Origin of the sequence: Pedobacter sp. N23S346, from assembly GCF_048515415.1 — a bacterium.
Lineage (GTDB): Bacteria > Bacteroidota > Bacteroidia > Sphingobacteriales > Sphingobacteriaceae > Pedobacter.
Genome location: NZ_JBLYEE010000003.1, coordinates 250,543 through 274,908, shown reverse-complemented (window position 1 = coordinate 274,908; position 24,366 = coordinate 250,543). Strand labels below are relative to the sequence as shown.

Annotated in this window: 14 protein-coding genes and 1 riboswitch; of the genes, 5 read left to right on the top strand and 9 right to left on the bottom strand. The window is 37.4% G+C overall.

Translation table 11 applies throughout. The features are described 5' to 3' along the window. Positions 1-265 precede the first annotated feature (265 nt). Both ACN1CD_RS07950 and ACN1CD_RS07945 read right to left on the bottom strand, forming a co-directional pair. Positions 266-1,699: a SusD/RagB family nutrient-binding outer membrane lipoprotein gene (locus ACN1CD_RS07950; RefSeq protein ID WP_419129877.1), complete on the bottom strand. Its 1,434-nt coding sequence runs from the start codon at positions 1,697-1,699 to the stop codon at positions 266-268. Between the two features lie 10 nt (positions 1,700-1,709). Then, on the bottom strand, positions 1,710-4,883 hold the full coding sequence (locus ACN1CD_RS07945; protein ID WP_419129876.1) for a SusC/RagA family TonB-linked outer membrane protein: 3,174 nt from the start codon (positions 4,881-4,883) through the stop codon (positions 1,710-1,712). A 355-nt stretch (positions 4,884-5,238) separates the two neighbouring features. Beyond that, a riboswitch (SAM riboswitch) is annotated at positions 5,239-5,344 on the bottom strand. 133 nt (positions 5,345-5,477) lie between these two features. Here ACN1CD_RS07945 and ACN1CD_RS07940 point away from each other — a divergent pair. Beyond that, the gene (locus ACN1CD_RS07940; RefSeq protein ID WP_419129875.1) at positions 5,478-6,740 is read left to right on the top strand and encodes a peroxiredoxin family protein; all 1,263 of its coding nucleotides are present in this window, start codon (positions 5,478-5,480) and stop codon (positions 6,738-6,740) included. Between the two features lie 448 nt (positions 6,741-7,188). Here the strand turns inward: ACN1CD_RS07940 and ACN1CD_RS07935 are convergent, their stop codons facing one another. The 3 genes from ACN1CD_RS07935 to ACN1CD_RS07925 form a co-directional block, all read right to left on the bottom strand. Further along, a complete protein-coding gene (locus ACN1CD_RS07935) occupies positions 7,189-9,642 on the bottom strand; it encodes a TonB-dependent receptor domain-containing protein (RefSeq protein ID WP_419129874.1) in 2,454 nt (817 codons plus the stop codon). A 109-nt stretch (positions 9,643-9,751) separates the two neighbouring features. Further along, positions 9,752-11,506, bottom strand: a complete 1,755-nt coding sequence (locus ACN1CD_RS07930) for a PspC domain-containing protein (protein WP_419129873.1) — start codon at positions 11,504-11,506, stop codon at positions 9,752-9,754. A gap of 12 nt (positions 11,507-11,518) precedes the next feature. After that, positions 11,519-11,863, bottom strand: coding sequence for a PadR family transcriptional regulator (locus ACN1CD_RS07925; protein WP_419129872.1), 345 nt, complete (start codon positions 11,861-11,863; stop codon positions 11,519-11,521). A gap of 974 nt (positions 11,864-12,837) precedes the next feature. Between ACN1CD_RS07925 and ACN1CD_RS07920 the strand changes: the two genes are divergently transcribed. The 4 genes from ACN1CD_RS07920 (at position 12,838) to ACN1CD_RS07905 (ending at position 19,945) form a co-directional block, all read left to right on the top strand. Then, positions 12,838-14,295, top strand: coding sequence for an amino acid permease (locus ACN1CD_RS07920; RefSeq protein ID WP_419129871.1), 1,458 nt, complete (start codon positions 12,838-12,840; stop codon positions 14,293-14,295). A gap of 456 nt (positions 14,296-14,751) precedes the next feature. Beyond that, positions 14,752-17,829: a SusC/RagA family TonB-linked outer membrane protein gene (locus tag ACN1CD_RS07915; RefSeq protein ID WP_419129870.1), complete on the top strand. Its 3,078-nt coding sequence runs from the start codon at positions 14,752-14,754 to the stop codon at positions 17,827-17,829. A gap of 11 nt (positions 17,830-17,840) precedes the next feature. Beyond that, positions 17,841-19,499 (top strand): RagB/SusD family nutrient uptake outer membrane protein, encoded by a 1,659-nt coding sequence (locus ACN1CD_RS07910; RefSeq protein ID WP_419129869.1) that lies wholly within the window; start codon positions 17,841-17,843, stop codon positions 19,497-19,499. 281 nt (positions 19,500-19,780) lie between these two features. After that, positions 19,781-19,945 (top strand): hypothetical protein, encoded by a 165-nt coding sequence (locus tag ACN1CD_RS07905; RefSeq protein WP_419129868.1) that lies wholly within the window; start codon positions 19,781-19,783, stop codon positions 19,943-19,945. Between the two features lie 14 nt (positions 19,946-19,959). Here the strand turns inward: ACN1CD_RS07905 and ACN1CD_RS07900 are convergent, their stop codons facing one another. From ACN1CD_RS07900 to ACN1CD_RS07885, 4 genes are all read right to left on the bottom strand, one after another. Next, complete coding sequence (locus ACN1CD_RS07900; RefSeq protein WP_419129867.1) at positions 19,960-20,856, bottom strand: NAD(P)/FAD-dependent oxidoreductase; 897 nt, start codon at positions 20,854-20,856, stop codon at positions 19,960-19,962. Between the two features lie 71 nt (positions 20,857-20,927). Beyond that, on the bottom strand, positions 20,928-21,554 hold the full coding sequence (locus ACN1CD_RS07895; RefSeq protein ID WP_419129866.1) for a class I SAM-dependent methyltransferase: 627 nt from the start codon (positions 21,552-21,554) through the stop codon (positions 20,928-20,930). 53 nt (positions 21,555-21,607) lie between these two features. Beyond that, positions 21,608-22,519 (bottom strand): hypothetical protein, encoded by a 912-nt coding sequence (locus ACN1CD_RS07890; RefSeq protein ID WP_419129865.1) that lies wholly within the window; start codon positions 22,517-22,519, stop codon positions 21,608-21,610. Between the two features lie 420 nt (positions 22,520-22,939). Further along, entirely contained in the window at positions 22,940-24,364 is a 1,425-nt protein-coding gene (locus ACN1CD_RS07885; RefSeq protein WP_419129864.1) for a hypothetical protein, read from the bottom strand. Between the last annotated feature and the right edge of the window lie 2 nt (positions 24,365-24,366).

Genomic DNA, 24,366 nt, shown 5'->3' with positions numbered 1-24,366 from the left:
GATCGCATTAAGATTGCTTCGTACCTCGCCATGACGACCTGTCTACCATTGACGCAATTTCTTTAATTACTAAAAATCCATTAATTACGATCAACTTGCGAAGTTTTGGAGGCCTTTGTTGTGGGAAATAATCGAAAGTTTTATGGTACACTGTCATTAAAACTTACGAAATTCTTCAGCGCACCGGCTTTTGAAATTTCGTAAGTTGATAAATTATAATTATTAGACAGCCTCATTAAATAATCAATGTTTAAATATTGCTCATTTACTTTACATCAAACCATAATCTGGTGGTTAACAAATCCGTTCCCTGGCTGGCTACCGCATTTCTGTATTGTTGTCCGTTCAACGATTGTTCCGTTCCAGGATAAATAAACCGAACCGGAATTTGTCCGTTTAATACGGTATTTACAGATGCAGTAAGTTCGGGGTAATCCAATCTGCGTCTTTCTGCCCAGGCTTCTAAACCTTGCCCAAAGAGTGCCAGCCATTTTTGTTCTCCAATAGATTTTTTATAGTTTGCCCCATCGTATTGAACTGCAGCCTGAGCTGTATAGTTGGCCACTAAAGCATCGGCAATGCCAAATTGTTTTAACGATGCTACGATACCTTGATTGTATAAATCAGCTGCATTTTCTGTGGTGAAACCACGAGCGGCTGCCTCTGCCCGATCAAATAACAATTCAGCATAACTGAAAATTACCGCCGGCGATTGAGGCGTTAGAAAATAGGCGCCTGGTCTTGATGTTCTGGCAAAGCCAAGATTACTGGCTTCAGAATTAGTCAAACCATTTGGCAATCCCACATATTCTTCTGGTGTAGCCGTTTGTGTTTTACTGGCGTAAACAGGTAAACGTGGATCATTCAGGCTGAATAATTTATCTACAATTATTTTACTGATTCGGTAATCATCCCTGGTATCAAACTGTGCGCTTACCGGATTTTGTTGTGGAGAAACCTGATAAATTAACTGGGCGATATCTGCATTTGCACTAATATAACTACTGCCCTCACTTTTAATCTCATCTAATACCTGTTGCGCTTTTGCTGGTTCTCTATCCGCAATGCGAAGTGCAATTCTCAACCGCAAGGAGTTAGCGAACTTTTTCCATTTTGTAATGTCGCCATTATAAACAATATCGCCACCAATAGCTGATCCGGCAGGATTTAAAATATTATTCGCAGTTTTTAAATCTTCCAGTATTCCATAATAAACGTCTTTTTGTTTGTCGTAAGCAGGTGTAATAAACTCATTTATTTTACCGGCCTGGCTGTAAGGCACGTCGCCATAAGCATCAGTAAGCAATAAAAACGACCACGATCTTAACGTTAAAGCCACACCCCGGTAATTTGGATTATTGGTGGTATTTCCAATTTCAATCACCTTATTTAAACCCGTAATACTGGTAGCATATAAGGTAGACCATAGGGAGGTGAAACTACTGTTGGAGTAGATAAAACGATCTTCTTCTGTATACTGAACCTTTGCCCATTGCTGAACAAAAAGCAAGCTGGAATTCATGTTATTGGTGGTTCCCCAATAAGCATCAGCCGTGTTTTTAATGGCAGCAGTTAACAGGTAATCTGGCTGTGCATTTTCAGTAGCATTTGGATTGATATTTACATCGTCTAATTCTTTACGGCAAGATGCAGAAAACAGTGAAAGTAAAATAAAGGTATATATGATATTATTTTTCATGATGGGAAGATTAAAATTTAATGTTCAGGTTGATTCCGTAAGTACGTGTAGTTGGGTTTGATAAACTTTCCAAGCCTTGTCCGTTACCCGTATTAAAAGCCACTTCGGGATCGATGTCTTCAGTATTACGATGTAAAATGGCGAGGTTTCTACCCACTAATGCCACCGAAACACCCTGTAAATTCAGAGAACGAATCCATTTAGTTGGTAAATTGTAGGTTAATTTAATTTCGCGAAGTTTTACATAAGAAGCATCGAAAATATTGGCTTCGTCTATCGTACGGAAAGACTTGTAATAAGTTTGGGCAGATAGGATTTTATCGTTGCGTTTTCCATCAGCAGTTACGCCATCGAAAATCATTCCGTCATCGTAAACTGTTGTCCCGGCTGGTGCACTGGCGCCATTGGCCAACCTAACGGCTGCATTGGTTTTTAAATTATCTGGATAGTAATAAGAAATTCCGCCAAATTCTGCCCCTCTTCCAGGTAGAGTTGAAGCTAAAACACCCGTGTAAGTACCTGTAGCATAAGTACCATTATAAATAGAACCGCCAAAACTGGCATCAACCAAAACACCCAGACTAAAGCCTTTATAATTGAAGGTATTGTAAATTCCACCGATCCAATCTGGTGTATATTTTCCTAAAACCCTTTTCGTTGGATCTGTTTGTGGGGCACCTGTTGCATTCACCACAATATTACCATTACCATCTCTCAGAAATGCATTACCAAATAAGGTTCCGTAAGGTTGGCCAACTGCTGCAATTACCTGTGCAGAATTGGTAGCTACCACATAATTTTGCAATAAACCTTCTTTGTCTAATTCAATTACCTTACTCCTGTTTGCTGCATAATTTACATCGATATCCCAGGTGAATTGTTTCTTAATCGGCGTAATGCCCAATTGAACTTCAATTCCTTTATTATTAATTTTTCCGGCATTTAGCAATTTAGATCTAAAACCTGTACTCTGACTCACATCAACACTCAGAATCTGATCGTAACTATTGGTATTGTAAACACTTAAATCAAAACGCAACCGCTTATTAAACAATACGGCTTCTGCACCTAACTCTGATGATGTCGTTGTTTCTGGTTTTAAATTTGGATTCAAATCTGTAGCAGATGGTGTAAGTTGAGGACTTGACCCAAATGGTGCGCCTGAAGTGTAAGTATTGAGCAAACGATAAGGATCTGCATCTTTACCCACTTTAGACCAGCCTCCGCGGATTTTCGCATAATCCAATACTTCACTTTTAATATCAAAAGCCTCGGTAAGTACGAAACTTCCGTTAAAAGAAGGATAGAAATACGACCTGTTTTGTGCTGGCAAAGTAGAAGACCAATCGTTACGAGCAGTTATATTTGCAAACAGGTAATTTCTAAATCCAATTTGCGCTGATGCATAACCACTGTATGATTTTAGTTCGCTGTAGTTGTTGGAAGATGTTAATGGATCTCTTGAGTTACTTAAGGTATATAAACCAGCTACAGCCAAACGAGGAGCACTTTGATCATTTTGTTCGATATATCTGGAGCGAATATTTCCTCCCAATAAAACTTCCAGACTAAAATCATCATTCAGCTGCTTGTTATAGCTTAAAGTTGCATCGGTATTATTCTCGTTTACAGTAAAAGCACTTTCCGTGTAAGATCCAAATGGTGTCCCGTTTGTGCCATAGGCAATTTTTATCTTCCGCCGATCATTATAGTAATCCGTTCCCGAACGGAAATTAAAATTTAATCCATCGATAATTTTATAGTTCAAACCAATGCTTCCAATAATCCGGTTTCTGTTTTGAGATACGGTATTTTCATAAGCTACCCAATAAGGATTGCTATAGTAACTGTTGTTCCAGTTGAAGGTATTTCCATTTTCATCCAGGTAGTTTTTCAACTGATTAATATCCACCTGTCTGCCAAACCAGGCAAACTGAAGCATGGTACTTGTTGATCTTGAACCGCCTGTTCCAGGCAAATTATCAGAACCCAGTTTACTATAATTTGCATTGGCGGTAATCGTTAACTTTGGTGTTAACCTCAACGTTGTATTTAATGCGAAGGAGTTTTTATCCTGACCAGAATTCGGCACGATACCTACCTGTTTCAGGTTATTGTATGATAAACGGTAATCAAACTTATCGCTCGCATCTTCTATAGATAAACCATTCGCCAAAGAATATCCTGTTTCGAAGAAATCTCTCACATTATCCGGATTGGCTACAAATGGAACAGCTACTCCTTTTGAAAAGAACTGAGGAATTAAACGGCCATCCATTCTCGGGCCCCAACTCTCATCCACACCATCGTTTACACCTGCACCTCTTCCATTTACATAACTAAATTTCCCTTCAGATCCTTGTCCGAATACATCCTGATATTTTGGTAAGGTTAATAAACTTTCAATTACCGCATTTGAATTGAAGGAAATCCCTAAGCCTTTTTTCGATTTTCCGGTTTTGGTTTTGATGATGATCACACCCGCTGCAGCCCTGGATCCGTATAATGCCGCAGCATTCGGGCCTTTTAGCACACTGATGGATTCAATATCGTTCGGGTTGATATCTGAAATGGCATTGGCATAATCTCTCGCGCCAGCAGAATTAAGTTGCGAGTTATCTACCGGAATTCCATCCACCACAAACAAGGGCTGATTGTTACCAGAAATAGAAGTTTCTCCCCTGATGACCACCCGGGAAGAACCCATATCACCCTGACTGTTTGTTACCCTAACTCCGGCTACTTTACCAGCAAGTGCGTTAACCAGGTTGGATTCCCGTGCTTCGGTTAAGCTTTCGCCCTTTAATTCCTGAACGGCATAACCCAAAGATTTCTTTTGTCTGGAGATACCCAAAGCCGTTACCACCACTTCATCGAGCGCATTTTCACCGTCGCTGAGCGTTACCACCAAAGTTTTCGTTGCTTCGGTTACTTCTATTTCGCGGGTAGTAAAACCAATATAAGAGAAAACCAGCGTGTTTTTTCCGGCAACTGAAATACTGAATGCACCATTATTATCGGTGGTTACCGCTTGTTTAGTCCCTTTTACAAATACCGAAACGCCTGGCAGGGTCTCACCGGAAGCGCCCTTTACTGTTCCGGAAACTGCGATGTTTTGCGCCTGAACGAAATTTGAAAGCAATAGCAAAAAGAATATCGCCGGCAGCTTTATTTTCTTAAACATAATTTAGTGTTGATTAATGATCATTTAAAATGGTGAATGCAAAAAATTCGGACAAAGCAATTCCATTTCGCTGTTAGGCGATTTTTTTACAGACATGAATAATTATTTAATTGGAGTGGGATAGTCTGGTATTTATCAGCTGCTACAGCAATAAATACCACTGCACATTCGAAGACTTAAAAAGGTTCCGAAATTTACTTTTTGAATTAATTGTTTTTTGTTAGTTTTTTCCATCAAATTTCTTTTAACGCTACATCACTACTTATCAGGTTTTGCAAATCTGGCTTATAAAAAAAGCACGCCTGTAAAATCAGGAGTGCTCTCATATATTATCAATAATATTTTGCATTCAACTGACTTAACTTACCCAAATTGCTTTGGGATGGAATTAGCACCATGTCTTTTTAAAACTGGTTGCTAAGGTTTCACAGGGCCATTCCCTCCACCTTTCTTGATAAGTATTTTAAAATAACTGGCGCAAAGATAATATAAAAATCATAATGACTACAAATTCTATAGATTTTATTGAAAATATTTTTTCTCCGCTCATTTGATGCTTACATTTGTCGTATTATCAATAGATTAAAACATCCCATGAATATAAAATCATCATTATTTCTGCTATTTGCTTTTACACTTGCACAAAATCTACAAGCACAAACCCAGAAAAAACAATTACCTGCTCAACATAAATTAAGCACTGCATTTGCGCCAGGTGGCAACTGGCGAGGTATTTTTGAGATTAAACCAGGCATAGAAGTACCATTTAATTTTGAAATTACCAAGAGTATAGACAAACCTCATTTAGTATTTTTAAATGCGGAAGAACGTTTTGAAGGAGGCATCGTAAAGCAGACTTCAGATTCTATCTTAGTTTCTTTAGATCAGTTTGATAATGAACTTGCTTTTAAAATTTCAGGCGATTCACTGGTTGGAACATTACGGAAACAAGATCGATCCGGAACACCCTTGGCCGTAAGTGCAACAAGAGGAAAAAATTATCGCTTCAAATCAACTGGTAAAGCGGCAGCAGCAGATTTTTCTGGCAAGTATGACGTTACTTTTAAATCTCCAAATGGGAAAGACGAAAATGCTGTCGGACTGTTCAAACAAGATGGCAACAAAATCTCCGGAACATTTTTACGCATTACCGGCGATTCCCGTTATCTGGAAGGAATTGTAGAAGGCAATGATTTTTATTTATCAAGCTTTATCGGCTCGGGTCCGTCTTATTACAAAGGAAGTTTTGAAAAAGATGGAACCATTACAGGTGAGGTGGTTAGCGCAAGGGGAAATACGCCATTTAGTGGAAAGCAAAATGAAAACGCTGCGTTGCCAGATGCCTATAAACTAACTTATTTGAAAGATGGTTACAAAACACTCGACTTCTCTTTTCCTGATGTGAACGGTAAGAAAATCTCGCTCAGCGATGAAAAATTTAAAAATAAAGTCGTGATTTTAACCATTACTGGTACCTGGTGCCCGAACTGTGTGGATGAAGCTTCCTTTATTGCGCCATGGTATAAAGAGAACCGCAACCGCGGAGTAGAAGTGATTGGTATTCATTACGAGAGACAATTGGATTCTGCCTATGTGCGTAAAGCATTGACTCGGTTCAGGGAAAAATTTGATATCCAATATGACCAGGTGATTGCTGGTACACCAGATAAAAAAGTGGTGGCTGAATCATTGCCTGCTTTGAATAATTTCCTTTCTTTCCCAACCACGATTATTATCAACAAGAAAGGCGAAGTAGCGCAAATTCATACCGGCTACAGCGGACCGGCAACTGGAAAATATTACACTGACTTTGTTAAAGAATTTAACACCGAAATTGATGCTTTGTTAAAGGAGTAATGAAGTAAACCTTTGGTAATAATTGTTTATGCTGGATTTATTATTTTATCCTATTGAGTGAGGATAGGGTAGAATTTTGGTTCTGTGCCTTGTAGCCTGGGGATTCTTCACTGCATTCTGAATGACATCTTCGGAATAGGTTCTGAATCAAGTTTAGAATGACCCGTGATATTTTTCTTAATGCTCCTTAATGCCTTAATGTTTCAAAATAAACCATACTTCCATATTTTCGGTTCTGTACTTTGTGCCTGGAGATTCTCACTGCATTCTGAATGACATCTTCAGAATAGGTTCTGAATCAAGTTCAGAATGACGCGTGATGTTTTTCTTAATGTCCCAATGGTTAATAAAAAACCTGCTTTTACCTTTAAATTTAAATGATCCTTTAGACTTTTAATTTCATGCCGATTCGACTAATGACTTTGGACTAAAGACTCTAGACTCAACACTATCCCCCCGCTCTATTCTTCATATCCTCAGTTGCGGTATTTCTAGATCTTGCCGATTTTACATTTTGATTTCCGAAGCTGTAACTGATATTAAAGGAAACTCTTCTATTGATGTAATAATTCTGAGCCCGTAAGTTTACATTCTGATAATTCAGTGTACCCTTCCAATAATTTGTTGCGAAAATATCATCGATGTTCAATTTTAACTTTAAAGATTTGTTCAGGAAACTTTTCTGCACACCTGTATTTAAAGCATATTGATAAATAGTGGTTGTCTCCAATCCCCTCACCCTTGGAGAATTTAGCCAGAAATTAGTTTCGATAGTCCAGTCGGCGGGCAATGTAATTGAACTTGTGATATTAAAATTATAAGACAGCTTACTTAATTCAAAAGGTGCTCCCTCCAAATTGTTATCATTAAATTTGTTGTAAAAAAGGTTGAAATTATTTTGAAAATTCCACCATTTCGCAACCGCCAAAGGAAAATACAAACCTGCAGAATAATACTCACCACTGCCAATATTTCCTTGCCCAACGGTTACAATCCTTGTGCTATCGTTCTGTGCTGTTTTACTATCCAGGATCAGATCTTTAACCTTCGAATAACCTAAAGAAAAGGATAATCCACTTTTATAACTATAGCTCACCTCAAAATTATTAGTAAACTGAGGTTTTAAGTAGGGATTTCCTTGTTGTATGGTATAAGGATCCATATAAAAATTGAAAGGATTTAACTGTTGGTAATTAGGTCTGTCAATTCGTCTCCCATAGGTATAACGCAAGTTACTATTTTCAGAAATTTTTTGGTTAACAAAGACTGTTGGAAACAAAGAGAGGTACTTTTGATCTGCTTCCGTATTATTGGTTACCAAAACCCCGGTGGCATCGGTATATTCCGCCCTTAAGCCAGCTTGAATTTGCCATTTACCTAAGTCTTTTGATAGGTTTGCATAAGCGGCATTTACATTCTCTTTATAAATAAAATGGTTGCTTTGGCCTGCAATATTTTGCCATTCATTATTCAAAAATGCTGAAGACAAAAAATCGTTGTTGGTTTTAACAAAACTGGTCTTTAAACCAGTCTCTAATTTTGCTGTTTTGGATAATGGCCATGTAAAATCGATTTTCGAAGCAAATATATTGATATCAGTTTTACTATCATTTTTAATAAAAGTTTGATTGTAAACAATTCCGCTTTCATTATAAAAATCAGTATTAAAATTCTCTAAACCAGTATAATTAAATCCTGAATAATCAGCATCGAAATTTAGGCTTGCACCTTCCTTTTTAAAGTCGTGTTTAATATTAAAGTTTGCACTATAATTTTTATTAGGAGTATTAGCATCTGAAGATAATTGAAGTGAGTTATTACTTATTACTCCCGCTCTGATTTCATTAATAAATGTTTGCGAAAAATTATCTAATTTCCTGGTGCTGGTACTCCCATCCACCATCACACCAATTGTTGTTTTTTCACTAACATAATAATCTGCACCTAGCTTAGCGGCTAATCTGGAACCTGTATATATTTTTTGAAAGTTTTGATTAAAAGCACTCTGTAATCCATCAGAGTTAGTGGTTCTTTCTAAAAATAAGTTGGAGAAATTATTGTTTTTTGAGGCATTGGCATTACTGTAAAAATTCCATTTCTTATTGCGATTGTTAATGTTAAAATTCAGGTCAGAACCATAGATATTCCTGGGCAAATTTGCCCTTATTGCATTCCGATAGGTAGAAGAAATACTTCCATTTGTACCAAAAGCCTTGTTCTTTTTTAATTTAATGTTGATAATTCCTGCGGTTCCGGCTGCATCATATTTTGATGAAGGATTAGAAATAATTTCGATGGTAGCAATCTGACTACTCGTCAAATTACTTAAATAAACGGCTAAATCTGATCCAGATAAAAAATTATTCTTTCCATCTATCATCACCATTACGCCCGATTTATTGTTTAATAAAATCCTTTCGTTCTGTTTGTCAACCTGCACACCTGGCGCCTTTTCCAATAACTCAAGTGCCGTGCTTCCTGTGGAAACGATACTATTTTCTACATTCAGCACCGTTTTATCAATTTGATGTTCGATAAACGGCTTTTTACCAGTCACACTCACCTCATTTAACTGCCTGGTAGCACTTTCCAATTTTATGGTGGGTATTTGCCAATCGCTATTTAAAACGAACCGTTCCGTTTTTTTTGTTTTGAAGCCGATAACCGAAATTGAAAGCATATAAGTACCATCTTTTACCTGGTCAATTTTAAAGATACCATCAATATCTGCAGCCACCATTTTCACCTTGCTGGTGTCTGATGCATTTAATAGTTGAGCGACCGCAAAAGGTACAGCAACAGTCTTTTCATCTACAATTTTCCCGGTTATGGTGTGAAGTTTTTGGGCAAAAGAAGTCCCCCATACCATCAGGCATGTCATTAGCGTAAATAATATTTTCATGGTTTTTTTAGCTTTTATTATAACTGTAGTGTAGCGGAGATATTTTTTTTAATTCATATGTGTATTTAAAAAATCTCCGCTTTGGCAGGAATAACAATTCAGGTATATTTTAACGATATTTACGATCTTCAGGATTAATACCCAATTCTTCTTTCAATTCCCTGATTCTGTTTAAGACAGAATCCTGCTTAAGTGTATCAACAGGTTTATTTTTTTGCGAAAGTTCTAAATCATGCAATTCATCTTCAAGTTTTTGCTTATTTATCGCTTCTTCTTTTAACTGAGCGATGCATTTTAAGCCATCCTCTGTCATGATCCAAGAAGTGTAATCATTTTTGTCGCCTTCCTTTTCGCCGCAATCCCAGATTCCATAATTATTTACATACCTATATGAATCTTCTTTTAAGATTACTTTTGTACCAACCGGAATTTCAAGTTGTAAGCGAACTTCCTGATTTCTCCAAATGGTTCCTTTTCGGAGCTGAAAACGTGGATTAAAAACTATTGTCGAATCTTTTAGGCTGTATTTATAATCTATATTCTGTGCGTTTTGTAAGGCGCTTTGAAAAGTTTTACCCTGAGATTCATATTTTTGTATCAGGCGTGTAGCATTTGTAGCACCTCTTTCAATATCAATACGGATATTATTTGGCATCACGAAAGGTCCGTTTTCAAAATCATCAGTCACAATTTGCCTATTTTCATTGTCATTAATATGATAAGTAATACTGTCTTCTTTGCTAAAATATTTACTTCTGTCAATATCAATAATATAAGTTTTAAAAGATTTCAAATCAACAGTTTGTGTTAATTCGGCATGTTGCTTAAATTCTGAGGAGATTTTTGCGGCCTGGTAACCGCCAATCGCCACACCAGCCAACCAAATGATCAGTAAAGCGAAAGAAAACGTTTTGTTAATGGCCTGTTTATTAAAAGCAACCCGTATAGAGAAGAGCACCAGCGCTAAAACCGGGATAAATAATATGATAAATGCACTGAACAAAATTATACCCCTGTTGCCATCATCGATAATTGAAAAAGGGAAAAAATCATAAATACTCGCATCCAAAAAGCCCTGAAAAGCAGCAGTACCCAAAATCAGCATCAGTAAAAAAAACGCACCAAACACGATGATAAAACCTGCGATGACTTTGAAAATGACTTTTCCTGTTCCGGATATAAATCTACCTAACCATTCAAAAAACTCACCGATAAATATTCCAAAGCGTGCAAATAATGGTTGTGCATGTCTGTTAACTTCTCCTAAACGTTCTTTAACCGCTTGTAATTCTTCATCTAAATTCTTCTGAAAACCTTGCAAGTTTGCAGGCTCTCCTTTCATCTCCATTTTCTCAATCCGTGATTTCGCCTTTGGCATAATGATCCACAGAATCATGTAAACTAAAATTCCAAAACCGCCCAAAAAGGCCATAAGTAAAACAGCAACCCTGATCCATTTTGCATCCGTATTGAGGAAATGTGCTATTCCAGAACAAACACCAGCAACCACCCGGTCGTCCATATCGCGGTACAATTTCTTCTCCGCATACTGATGTTGGTAACCCGTTTGAAGTACAGGTTCTTCTTCATTTTCTTCGATCGTATCAAAATCTTTTACGCTACCCATTTGCGCAACCACATGTTGTACATCTGCCGCGTCAACTACTTGTTTCTTCTGCGCTTCCAGCTGCTCCGTTAACAATTCTGCGATTCTGTTTTCGATGTCTGTTACGATCTCCAGATCGTCGGCATGGTTGGCGAAATACAACTTAACTTCATTTAGATAAGCTTTTAAAGTATCGTAGGCACTTTCCTCGATGTGAATAATCGTATTTCCTATATTGATGATGATGGTCTTTTCCATTTCCTTGTTGCGTTAAGAGGTTTTTGTATTGGCACCACTTTGCGATATGCCAACAGCATAAGCAAGTTCTTGCCAGGTTTGATCTAGTTTGGATAAAATTTCCCGACCAACTTCAGTTAAAGTATAATATTTTCGGGGCGGACCTGAGGTAGATTCTACCCAGTTGTAGCTTAATAAACCATTGTTTTTAAGCCTGGTTAATAATGGGTAAAGTGTGCCCTCCACCACCAACAGTTTTGCCGAGCGTAATTCAGCAATAATATCGGAAGCATAAATCTCTCCCCGAGATATAATCGATAAAACACAGTACTCCAGAATTCCCTTCCGCATTTGCGTTTGCGTATTTTCTGCTATCATAATACAAAGATATATGTTTTATATTGTACTATGCAATACATAGTACTAAAATAATTTAAAATTACAAATCAAACAACTGATTTTCAATATCTTAATTTTTATTATAAAATTTTAACTTGTAGTATTTAGGTTCTTTTTAGGCTGGACTTCGTTAAATCAATCAACTTGCGAAGTCTCAAAAGGCATGAACGGGGTAGGACTTCGCCAGTTTAAACACGCATCCTAATTTGTTATTAGACTGACGAAGTTTCCCTTCCGCGCAAATTCCAATTAAACTAACTTGCGAAGTCTCAAAGGGCATGAGCGTAGCAGGACTTCGCCAGTTTAAACGCATATCCTAATTCGTTATCAGACTAACGAAGTTCTCTCCGCACACAATTCCAACTAAACTTCGTAAGTCGATCAACTTGCGAAATCTCAAAGGCCAAAGCGCAGAAAGACTTCGCAAGTTTAAACACGCATCCTAATTCGTTATTAGACTGACGAAGTTTCCCTTCCGCACAAATTCCAATTAAACTAACTTGCGAAGTCTCAAAGGCCAGAAGCGCAGCAAGACTTCGCCAGTTTAAACGCGCATCCTAATTCGTTATCAGACTGACGAAGTTTCCCCATCGCTCAATTCCATCTAAACTTCGTAAGTCGATCAACTTGCGAAGTCTCAAAGGGCATGAGCATAGCAGGACTTCGCCAGTTTAAACGCGAATCCTAATTCATTATCAGACTGACGAAGTTCTCCCTTCCGCACTAATTCCATCTAAACTTCGTAAGTCGATCAACTTGCGAAGTCTCAAAGGGCATGAGCGCAGCAGGACTTCGCCAGTTTAAACGCGCATCCTAATTCATTATCAGACTGACGAAGTTTCCCTTCCGCACTAATTCCATCTAAACTTCGTAAGTCAAATCACAAAACAAAGCACGACAAATACCATGGATTTAATATATTTTGATAATTTTGCAACTCTTTAACTTGTTTCATGAAAAAATCAATAGCCAGCATCGTTGCTGAGGCGAATCAAAGCGGCGAAGGTACGCTCAAAAGAACCTTAGGTCCGGTTAATTTAATTTTAATTGGTGTTGGTTTAACGCTTGGTGCTGGTTTATTCTCTATCACTGGTTTGGCTGCAGCCAATCACTCAGGTCCGGCGGTAACGCTTTCTTTTGTAATCGCAGCCCTGGGTTGTGGCTTTGCAGCACTTTGTTACGCAGAATTTGCCTCCATGATTCCGGTTGCAGGTAGTGCTTATACTTACTCTTATGCCACAATGGGCGAACTTTTCGCCTGGATTATCGGATGGGATTTGGTATTGGAATATTCTGTTGGCTGTGCAACAGTGGCCATTAGCTGGTCGCAATACTTAACGAGATTTTTAAGCAGTTTAGGCATTTTTCTTCCTCCACAACTCACACTATCCCCTTTCGAAACTGCAAAACTTGCAGATGGATCAACAGTAAACGGAATTATAAATATTCCCGCAGCTTTGGTAGTCGTTTTAATGACTGCCATTTTGATTCGTGGCACAAAAGGATCTGCAATTGTAAATGGCATTATTGTATTTTTGAAGGTTGGCGTAGTTTTGGTTTTCATCGCCTTAGGCTGGCAATATATTGATCCGGCTAACTATCATCCATATATTCCAGAAAACACGGGAACTTTTGGTCAGTTTGGCTGGAGTGGTGTGTTACGTGGTGCGGGGCTTGTATTCTTTGTATTTATTGGCTTCGATGCTGTTGCTGCTTCCGCCCAGGAAACTAAAAATCCAGGAAGAGATTTACCGATCGGAATTATCGGATCTTTGGTGGTTTGTACCGTACTCTTTGGCTTATTTGGCCACGTGATGACGGGTTTGGCAAATTACAAAGAGTTTGCAAATAGTGGCGCTCCTGTAGCAATAGCCATTGAGAAAACACCTTATGCCTGGTTAAGTCAGGCGATTATTTTGGCCATTCTGATCGGTTACACTTCGGTAATTTTAATTGATTTGATGGCGCAATCTCGGATGTTTTATTCCATTAGTAAAGATGGATTGCTACCTAAGATGTTTTCTGATGTACACAGCAAATTCAAAACCCCCTGGAAATCGAACATTATTCTTTGCATTTTCATCGGGCTTTTTGCTGCATTTGTACCCATGAATGTGGTTGGAGAAATGACGAGTATCGGAACATTGCTCGCCTTTCTAATGGTATGTGTTGGCATCTTAATTTTAAGAAAAACTAACCCTGAAGCGAAGCGACCATTCAGGGTTCCTTTTGTACCCTTAATTCCCATTCTTGGAATTCTAACTTGTATCGCTATGATGGTGTTTCTTCCCTGGGAAACATGGCTGAGGTTAGCTGTATGGTTAGTTATCGGGTTAGGTATTTATTTCTGGTATGGTAAGAAGCATAGTAAACTTAATATCGGTGCTGAAGAGGAAACTAAAAGTCTTTAATCTATTAATGGAAAGGTATTGATTATTATTAAATAGCTGTTTTTGAAACATTAAGATATTAAGGAGCATTAAGAAAAACATCACGCGTCATCCTGAACTTGATTCAGAACCAAATCCCGGGATGTCATTCAGAATGCCGTGATGAATCCCCAATCGACAAAGCACTGAAGCTAAACTTACTCACCATCTAAATAGTGCAGACTTATTCTGTATTACTACTTTTTCTATTCATTTTTTGATTTTCTAAATCAAAAAAACTAAATCGTTATTCTATATAATTGACGCGGATGTATTCTTAAAATGAGTCTCAATTTCGAATTAACTTTACGGGAACGATTGCACAGTTTTGTAGCAAATTATAGTTAAGAATTGAAATGGGTTGGCTAAATTGTAAATAAGTAACCAAATATAGTAGTCATCTCAAATGACTATTTTTCAATTTTAACCAAATAACCCATGAAAAAAACATTACTTTTTTTCGCCATTTTGCTATTGTTCAATACCATTCTGATGGCCCAAAACCAGAGAATTTCAGGTAAGGTAATAGATGAAAAAGGCGAAACCTTAATTGGCGTATCAGTCAAAGTCAAAGGCGCAGCAATAGGCGGCTCCACAGATGTAAACGGCAACTTTTCGTTCGATGCGCCACCAAATGCCACGTTAGTTTTCTCTTTTGTAGGCTATAATAATAAAGAAGTAGCCATTGCCGGACAAAAAACTTTAACCATTACCCTCACAGAATCTGCAAGTCAGCTAAATGAGTTAGTGGTTGTTGGATACGGAACGCAAAGAAAATCTCAGGTAGCTACGGCAGTAGGAAGCGTACAAGGCGATGCCATAGCCGAACGCGGAACGGTAAGTGCCTTGCAAGCCGTTCAGGGGCAGGTTGCCGGGGTAGATATTTCCGCAGGTTCTGGTCGTGCAGGTGCCAGTTTCAATGTGCAAATCAGGGGACAAAACTCCCTTGCAGGTGGTCAGCCGCTTTTTGTGGTAGATGGAGTAATCGTATCAGATATTAACTTCCTTAATCCGCAGGACATCGCCAAAATGGACGTGTTAAAAGATGCGGCATCTACCGCAATTTACGGTTCTAGGGGATCAAACGGGGTTGTGTTAGTTACCACAAAAAATGGTGCTACCAACAAAAGTAGCGGTGCAACGATTTCTTATGATGGCTATGTTGGCGTTCGTAAAGTAGCCAGAATGCCCGATTTTATGACTGGTGAGGAATGGTGGGAATACAGACAAAACACTTTCATCTCGCCCGAACTTATCGCCGGAAGAACCTTTACCAATACCATTGGAAGTTTAGATAACCCAACTGTTTTACAAACGGTGGCTAGCCACGATTATACTGATTGGAAAGACCTGGTAATTCAGGATGGAATTCAAGCCAATCATTGGGTAACGGCATCGGGCCGGAGTAGTAACAATGATATTCAATATTTAATTGGCGCAGGTTACCAAAATGAAAAAGGCAACTTTTTACAGGATAATTTAAGTCGGTATAATTTCAAAATCAATGTTGATGGGAAGATAAACAAAAGTTTTTCTGCTGGAATGAGCATCAACTTTTCATTTACCGAAACGGAACGCGGAAGTGATGATGCGGTTAGGAATGGCTTCAATATGGCGCCGATATTCAAACCTTATGACGCCAATGGAAACCTCGTTTTTAGGCCAGGTCAGATTCCAGTTCCGGGATCTAACGTTGTTTCCAGTTTTACAAGTGTTGTAAATCCGTTGTTGGAAATTACCAATTCACAAAATAACACGAGAAGACACTTTGGTGTGGGTAATGTTTATCTTCAATATGCACCTGCAAGCTGGATAGATGTAAGATCTACTTTCTCTCCAAGTGTAAACTTTGTTAGAAATGGCAGGTATTGGGGTTCTTTGACAGGTGTTGGAGATGGATTGTTACCTGATGCGCAACGCGTAAATCAGCAATCACAATCTTATATATTCGACAATGTGGTGAACATCCGTAAGAAAATAAAGGAGCATAATTTTGCCTTCACAGGCTTGTACAGCATGCAGAAAGACAGATTTGAAAGCGATACGACAAAAGTAAATGATCTTCCTTTCAACTCATCTTTCTACAATTTGGGTTCATCGAATAACAGACAATTATCATCCAGTAATTTCAATCAATTTTCTATCCTTTCATTTTTAGCCAGGGTAAATTATTCCTTCAAAGACAAATATTTTGTAACGCTTGCCAATCGGTGGGATGGCTCATCAAAACTGGCCGAAGGCAATAAATGGTCATCATTTCCATCAGCAGCAGTTGCTTGGCAAATTTCGAGAGAGTCTTTTATGCAAAGTGCAACCTTTGTATCTGATTTAAAATTGAGGTTTAGTGCCGGAGTTGCGGGGAATAACAATAACATCAGGCCTTATGAAACGCAGATGAATTTAAGTTCACCTACTTATTATGATTTCGGTGGAACACCGGCATTGGGATATTCTCCTAGCAGATTGCCCAATTCGTCACTCACTTGGGAAAGAACCCGGGAATTTGATTTAGGTGTTGATTTTGGCTTCTTAAAAAACAGAATTTCCGGATCCATAGATCTTTATGACAAACTTTCTGAAGGTTTACTGCTGAACAGAGATTTACCTCTCGAAACGGGTTATACTTCTATTAAAGATAATGTGGGTTCTGTAAGCAACAAAGGGATTGAAGTTTCCTTGAGAACAATCAATGTTTCTACTAAAGATTTCACCTGGTCTACCTCATTTACATTCGCCAGAAACAAAAATGCCATCATCGATCTACTGGATAAGAAACAAGATCTGGTAGGTAACTCCTGGTTTATCGGCCAACCGATCAATGTAAATTATATTTATGTTTTTGATGGCATCTGGCAGGAAAGCGAACGTACACAAGCTTTAACCTATGGTCAGCTTCCTGGTCAGGCGAAAGTGAAAGATTTAAATAACGATGGTAGAATCAGTAGTACAAACGATAGGGAAATAATTGGCCAGAAAGATCCGAAATGGACTGGTGGTTTCTCAACACAGTTTACTTACAAAGCTTTCGATTTATCAGCTTCGCTATTTGCCAGACAAGGCATGCAGGTTTACAGCGCTTTCCACAGTGTTTTCACCAGGTACAATGATCGCGGAACCAATAAAATTTACAATGATTATTATATGCCGGCAAATTCGGTAACGCAGGGAAGAAGTTCTAATACTTATCCTCAGCCAAATAACATCGGCCCTTATTGGGATGGCGTAGCTGGCGTTGGTTATTATAAAGACGTATCATTTGTAAAAATTCAGAACATTTCTTTAGGTTATACTTTACCAGGCAAGCTGATTGAAAAACTTAAAATCAAAAGTTTAAGAATTTATGCCAATGTGCTGAATCCTGTAGTATGGACAAATTATGATGGTTTTGACCCGGAGAGTGCAAGTGGTATTGATCCATCAATAACCCTGGAACAAACCAATACGACCGTAGGAAATATCAACAATACCGGTCCGAGCACCATTACTTATCAACTTGGCGTTAACCTTAAATTTTAAATAAAGGGATCATGAAAAAGCAAATTATACTGTCACTTCTCCTTCTTGCCTGCGCATTTACAGGATGCAAGAAGTTTTTAGAAGAAGAAAATAAATCAAATATTGTATCCAATGAATATTATGCAACCGCAGAAGGATACGAAAAATTAATTAACTCCACTTACGCAACCTTAAGGCGGGTTTACAGTTCACCATATGTGTTTTGTGCCGGTACTGATATGTATGTAGAAGGGAGAGATGCACAGCCAGTGGGTATTAGTGAATATCAAAACTTAAACCCCGATAATACCGAGGTAACTGCATTTTACACCAATACTTATTCTTCTATTCAGCTGTGCAATACCGCACTTTATTTCAATAGCAATACTGCGGCCAGTGCTAACCTGCCAATTAGAAAAGGGGAAGTGCAGTTTATACGTGCATACTATTACTTTTTGCTGGTACAATCTTTCGGCGGAGTAAGTTTAGTAACCGATCGTTTCGACTCGCCGGTTGAACAATTTAAGCGAAATACTGCCCAGGAAACTTATGATTTCATCATTAAGGAAATGAATGAGGCACTTGCTCTGGTACCAGAAACAACCACTGATTTTGGTCGTGTAACGAAAAGAGCTATTCGCCATTTCCTTGCAAAAGTGTATTTAACCAGGGGATATGAATCCTTTGGTTCCGCACAAGATTTCGCTACTGCAGCTACCTTTGCCGATGCTGCCATTGCCGGAAGAACGTTAACTACTTCTTTTGAAAATTTATTCTATCCAGGCAATGAGAAGGATCAGGAAATACTATTTTCAGTGCAGTTTGATGCCGCTTCATTACCTACTGCAACCACAGGAGGAAATACACAAGCTGCATTTTTTGGGCCATATCAAGGTGGTTCTGGCGGCGCACAAGGCTATCCTTACCGGGCGTTTGTGCTGGTACCAACACTTTATACCTTTAATACTTTTACTGAAAATGATGCCCGCTTTGACGCCACTTTTATGATCAACCTCTATCAGAGATATTATGATTATTACGATAGAAGTGCAGAAAGAGCAAACCTGAACATCAGATTTTACTATAAACCAAAATGGGATACCACTACTGATGCAGCATGGCGAGCCGCAGATCCAACACGTAGGGCGACTACCACAATTATCCCCTATTCTAATGCTTGGCAGGCATCCAGAAGTACGGTATTGGATAATGCCACACCTTCTGTTAAAAAATTTGATGACCCAAAATCTCAGTTTGGAGGCGCAACTAGTACACGAGATTTATTTTTAGCCAGATTGGGCGAAACTTATCTAATTGCTGCTGAGGCTTACCTTAAAGCAGGTAACCAGGCACTTGCAACCGCAAGAATAAATGAAGTAAGAAGAAGAGCTTCAAAGCCAGGAAAAACTGCTGAAATGGCCATTACTGCAGCCGATGTAAACATTGATTTTATTCTTGATGAAAGAGCAAGAGAAATGGTAGGCGAATATGAAAGATGGTTCGATTTAAAAAGAACCGGAACACTGGTAGAAAGAACCCGGTTATACAATCGCGATATCAAAACCAACTGGTTTGATAAAGGTATCAATCCATTTGCTGGTGTTGGCGGAGCATTAAAATTGTTAAGGCCAATTCCAAGCAGGGCGATAGATCTTAACGCTGGATCATTTGCTCAAAATCCCGGCTATTAGTTCCATTTACTAAATAAACATTAACCCTAAAATATTTGGGTTAATGTTTATGACTTTTCAGCGTAACTATTTTAACTTACTATGAAACAAATACATACAAAACAGTTACTTGCATCATAATCTATACACAATATCAGCTTTAAAGCATCAAAAATAATACAATAAGCTTAAAGCAAGGCTGTTAGTTAACAAAAAAGCTTTAGTTATCCACAATTCAACATATCTAAACTTTTTTGGCTTGGGGTTTGTCTTAAATGAAATACCTTTTAAAACATATCCCTATGATTATTAAATTAGACACCTCAATATTCAGGCTGGCAAGACCGAAAGCGGAAACGATCAGAAATGCTGAAGTTCCTTTAACAAAAGCACAGTGGATCAATGCAGACCGGATTGTAATGGCTGCAATGTTCATCGCCGTAATTATTTGTGCGATTATATTCTAAGTGCTGATGCTTTTTCAAAAATCTTCTGCAAGTATTTCCCGATTAATCATAATGCCCGCCATAGTTCCGGAAGCATTAATGATAGATAACGATCTCATTAGTGTCGTACTATCTCCTGCGGCATAAACGCCTTTAGCAGTAGTTTCATGCTGCTCATTTATTTTTATTGTATTCAACTCTGTTAACTCAAATCCCAATTGGATATCAAAATTTACATGTTGAGACACTGCTGAACGGGCATAAAGCGCTTTTAAAGCTACCTTCTCTCCTGTTGATAATATTACATTTTCTAAAATGCCATCTTTGTGTTCGAGTTCAACAATTTCTGCTTCAATAATTTTTATTGATTTCGAAGTTAACTTTTCAGTTTGCTCATTTGTTAACTGTGATTTTCCATTGGTTAGCAGCGTTAAATCACTATTCCATAAACTGATCGTTTTTGCCATTTCAAAGGCATGATCACCGTTCATCATTAAGCCAACCTTTTCATTTTTCACTTCATAACCGTGGCAATACGGACAATGAATAACTGTAATTCCCCAGCATTCGGAGAAACCGTTAATATCGGGTAGTGTATCTTTCAATCCCGTAGACAATAATATTTTCCGGGCTGAAAAGGTTTCTCCAGTTTTAAGGTTGATACTAAATCCTTCAGTTGTCTTCCTTGCCGTATCCACATAACCATCAATAAATTTAACGGTTGGATATCTTAATACCTCAGCTTTTGCTTGTTCTGAAATCTCTGCCGGAGTATCTCCATCATGGGTAAGGAAATTATGTGAATGTGGGGTTTGTCTGTTGCAAGGCTCACCAGAATCTACAATGAGCACCTTTCTGGTTGCTCTGCCTAATGTTAAAGCTGCAGACAACCCTGCATAACTTCCGCCTATTATAATTACATCGAAATCCATATCTAATTTTTAAACAAAAATCGACATACAAATCATCAAACGCAATTTAGTTGCACTAAAAAATTGTCATTTTATTTTTGATAGACGGTTGCTGAGATAAAACTGGCATAATAAAACTGCTGCTCTACAACCAAATAGGATTTTTTATTAAAGAGCGGATGCATATCGGTTAGCTTATTTGTTTCAACGATTCCGATTAATTTAAAGAATACATACATCGATTTTAATATAAGTGATTTCCACCATCTCCCGTTTTTGGCATTCAATGAAAAATCAACAAAAAACCACAGACCCGTTTTTTTTAGCCGGCTATGTAATAATTCAAAAACCATTTCCGCCCGATGCTCAATAAAATTATCAAATAAGAAAGGAGTTAGCATCACATCAAAAAGTTGATCAGTTTTGAAATCCTCAATTCCGAGGTTGATGAATTCAACTTTGTTATTTTTGAAATCTCTGGTCTGAGAAAGTGAGATCATTTTTTCCGAAATTTCTACATAAATAATCTGCAAGCCAGAGGCATGAATTTTTGCAATTTCTTCTAAAATCCAACCTGTTCCGCCGCCAACAATGAGTATCGAACTGTTTTCAGCGATATATTTTAATTGATTAATTTGCGCATTTACCTGCGATTTAAAAAAAACCAACCTACTTAAGAAATCATATTGATTGGCTATTTTGTCGTAGTTATTAATCAAGATTTTTAGGTTTTAAGATTATACCGGAATCAAATTTAATATTCATTTATAACTTACATTACAAATTGCATCCCAATGATTCCACAAATGGCTTTGAATAAAATCAATCCATCAATAACCATCAGGTAGTACAAAATATTTTTTCGCCTGTGCATAGAATAAGCCACATAAATGGTCAACACAAATGGCAATACGTTACAAAAAACTTGAGGCAAACCAAACCCCTTATAGTCGGCAAAAATGCCTAAAGAAATTAAACCAATTAGCAATAATGGAATTAAAATACTAAAAATTGTTTTCCGTAATCCATAGCGCACAACGAAAGTCCGCAAATATTTATTTGCATCTGTAGGATAATCTTTAATATCGAAAATGATGGCATTAACGGTACAAAACATCCAGTTTTTGATGAAGAGCCATGTCCATAAAACGGAATCGTGATAACCAATTCCTGTTTCAATCTTAAGCATAATTAAAGGCAATACATTGGCGCAGCAGGCCCAAACGAAACCAATTACAAAAGCCTTTAACCAACCAGTGTTTCTGAGATTAAATTTAAGGAATGATCTGGGCAGTAAACCATAATACAATGCCCCGGCAATAACGATGATGATAATGGCCAGCCAGTAAATAACCGGAAGACTTAAGATATGTCGATAATTTTGATAGAAGAGGTTTAGCGATAGAAATATACAAAACACAAAAAGCAAAATCTGACTCCAGCCGATTATCTTCTTATGTTCAAAATACCACTGTGTTCTGGGATTAGTTGCAGATGGCTGAGTAGAAACTTTATTATAAGCGTAGGTGTAATAGATAGTCGGCGCTAAAAAAAGCAACAGGTAATAATTTAGCGAGTTGAAAGGAAGCCGCAATTGATAAGTTGCCTCGATGGTTAGCGCAACAGCTAAAATGCCGACAAAGTAATTCCCAAAGAAAATAAACCGGACAATTTTATTTAACATCAAGACGTATCATTTGCAGTTGGCAATTTCGGATATAAAACTGAAATATGCCAGAAATAGAAATGTTAAATAATATCTGCAACATTAAGATTGAAATTCTTTTATCAACTCAACCACCATTCACGTAGAAGAAAGCAATATGTTTTGGAAGCAACTAATGATTCTAAACCATTAAATTCGATTATCCATGATTAGCTTCGCTACTCGTGGCCGAAATGGAAGATTTACTTGAAAAACTGAACTTTGGATTGAATCCAATTGGTTTTTATCTCTATTGATATGAATGTAGATACCATAGATAAACTAATTAAATCACGAAAAGGTATTAACAGAATTTTATTTACCTGATTAGACGAATTAAAACAGTTATTAAAAGGTCTAGTTACTGATATTCTCTAGACCTTTTACTTAGTATTTAGCTTATTTTATTTTAAAGCTTAATAGAGACATTTCATTATTGTTGACAATTCTCCCTTGAAGGATAGTATTTTTGTCTGGAAAATAAGTAATTAACTGATTCAAATATTTTCCTGAGCCATTCCCATAGGGATCAACACCTTTAGTACGAGCTTTGTAAATGTCTTTATCTATTTCATTAAGATTATTTAAAGAATAAATATCCCCAGATTTACCTTTTGCAATATAATATGCACCCTTTGCGTTGATAAAACCAAAAGAAGGAAATATTTCAGTTTCAGCAATGGAATTTACACGAAGATCCCTTGCTTCTTTAAGCTCTCCCTCAAAATTAATTTTAAACATGAAAGAAGGCCCTACAATCATCTTGTCAAGTGATGTAGATATAGGCGCTGCACCATATCCTGTAGTTGAACCCATCATAACATTTGCCTTTGCTTCAGCTAAGATATTTATTTCATTATTCTGTAAAACGACATTACGAATAGTAACTTTACGGAGTCCTTTTACCGATGCGAAGGATGTAATTTTTGTGTTATTTAAAATTTTACCTGATTTTAAATCATAAAGCATTAATGAATTATAAAAATCTTCAATGAAGTTTTTAGAAGCAGAGTTAAATGCAACCAAATATTCTTCAGGCCCGATAGATATTGATTTCATTTCATTAAGGAAAACAGGTGACTCAAAAGTTTTATTTTCCTGACTGCTATCAGATATCGAAACCAAATAGGTTATTCCCTTTTTTGAACCCTTCATATCTCTAACTAGGATAACTTTCCCTGAATTTGTAACAGTAAAATTTTGAGATGTATATTCATCTTCAAAAGAAAGTTCCTTTTGCCAAACAACCTCCAATGTACTTGAATTAATTACAATAATTTGGTTTTTTTCTGCCAATCCTTTATTCCGGTACTTTTGAAAGTTAATCGCGATAAACCTTCCATTCTCTGATTTTTCGAGAGAAATTGAACCTGATTTCATTAATGAAATTATTGGATTTGTGGCAAGCAGTATAGTCGTGAATTTAGATGTTACTTTATCAAATTCAATTTTATAAATCTCACTTTTATTGGCTCTTCCTGAGTGAACTTCAACAAATGTTGCAAGCTTTCCATTTTGACTCTCAGCAAAGCCAAGGTATTCATATAAAGAATTTGCATCCATTGTAGGGAAGTCAGCCTTAAAGTTCCCAACCAGATTATTTTTTTGATCGAATTTTCTAATAATAATTTGATGTCCAGCCATAACTCCATCAACATTTATATTCGTTAGCAGATAATGGTTGTAATTATCTAGAAGCACAAATGAAGGGTCTTTTTCATTGGAAGTTTCAAATTCAAACTTTTCACCATGTAAATTTTCTTCCTGAGCATAACTATTTGTAAGAAAAAAGAAGATCAGAATAATGGCATATAAATATCTCATCT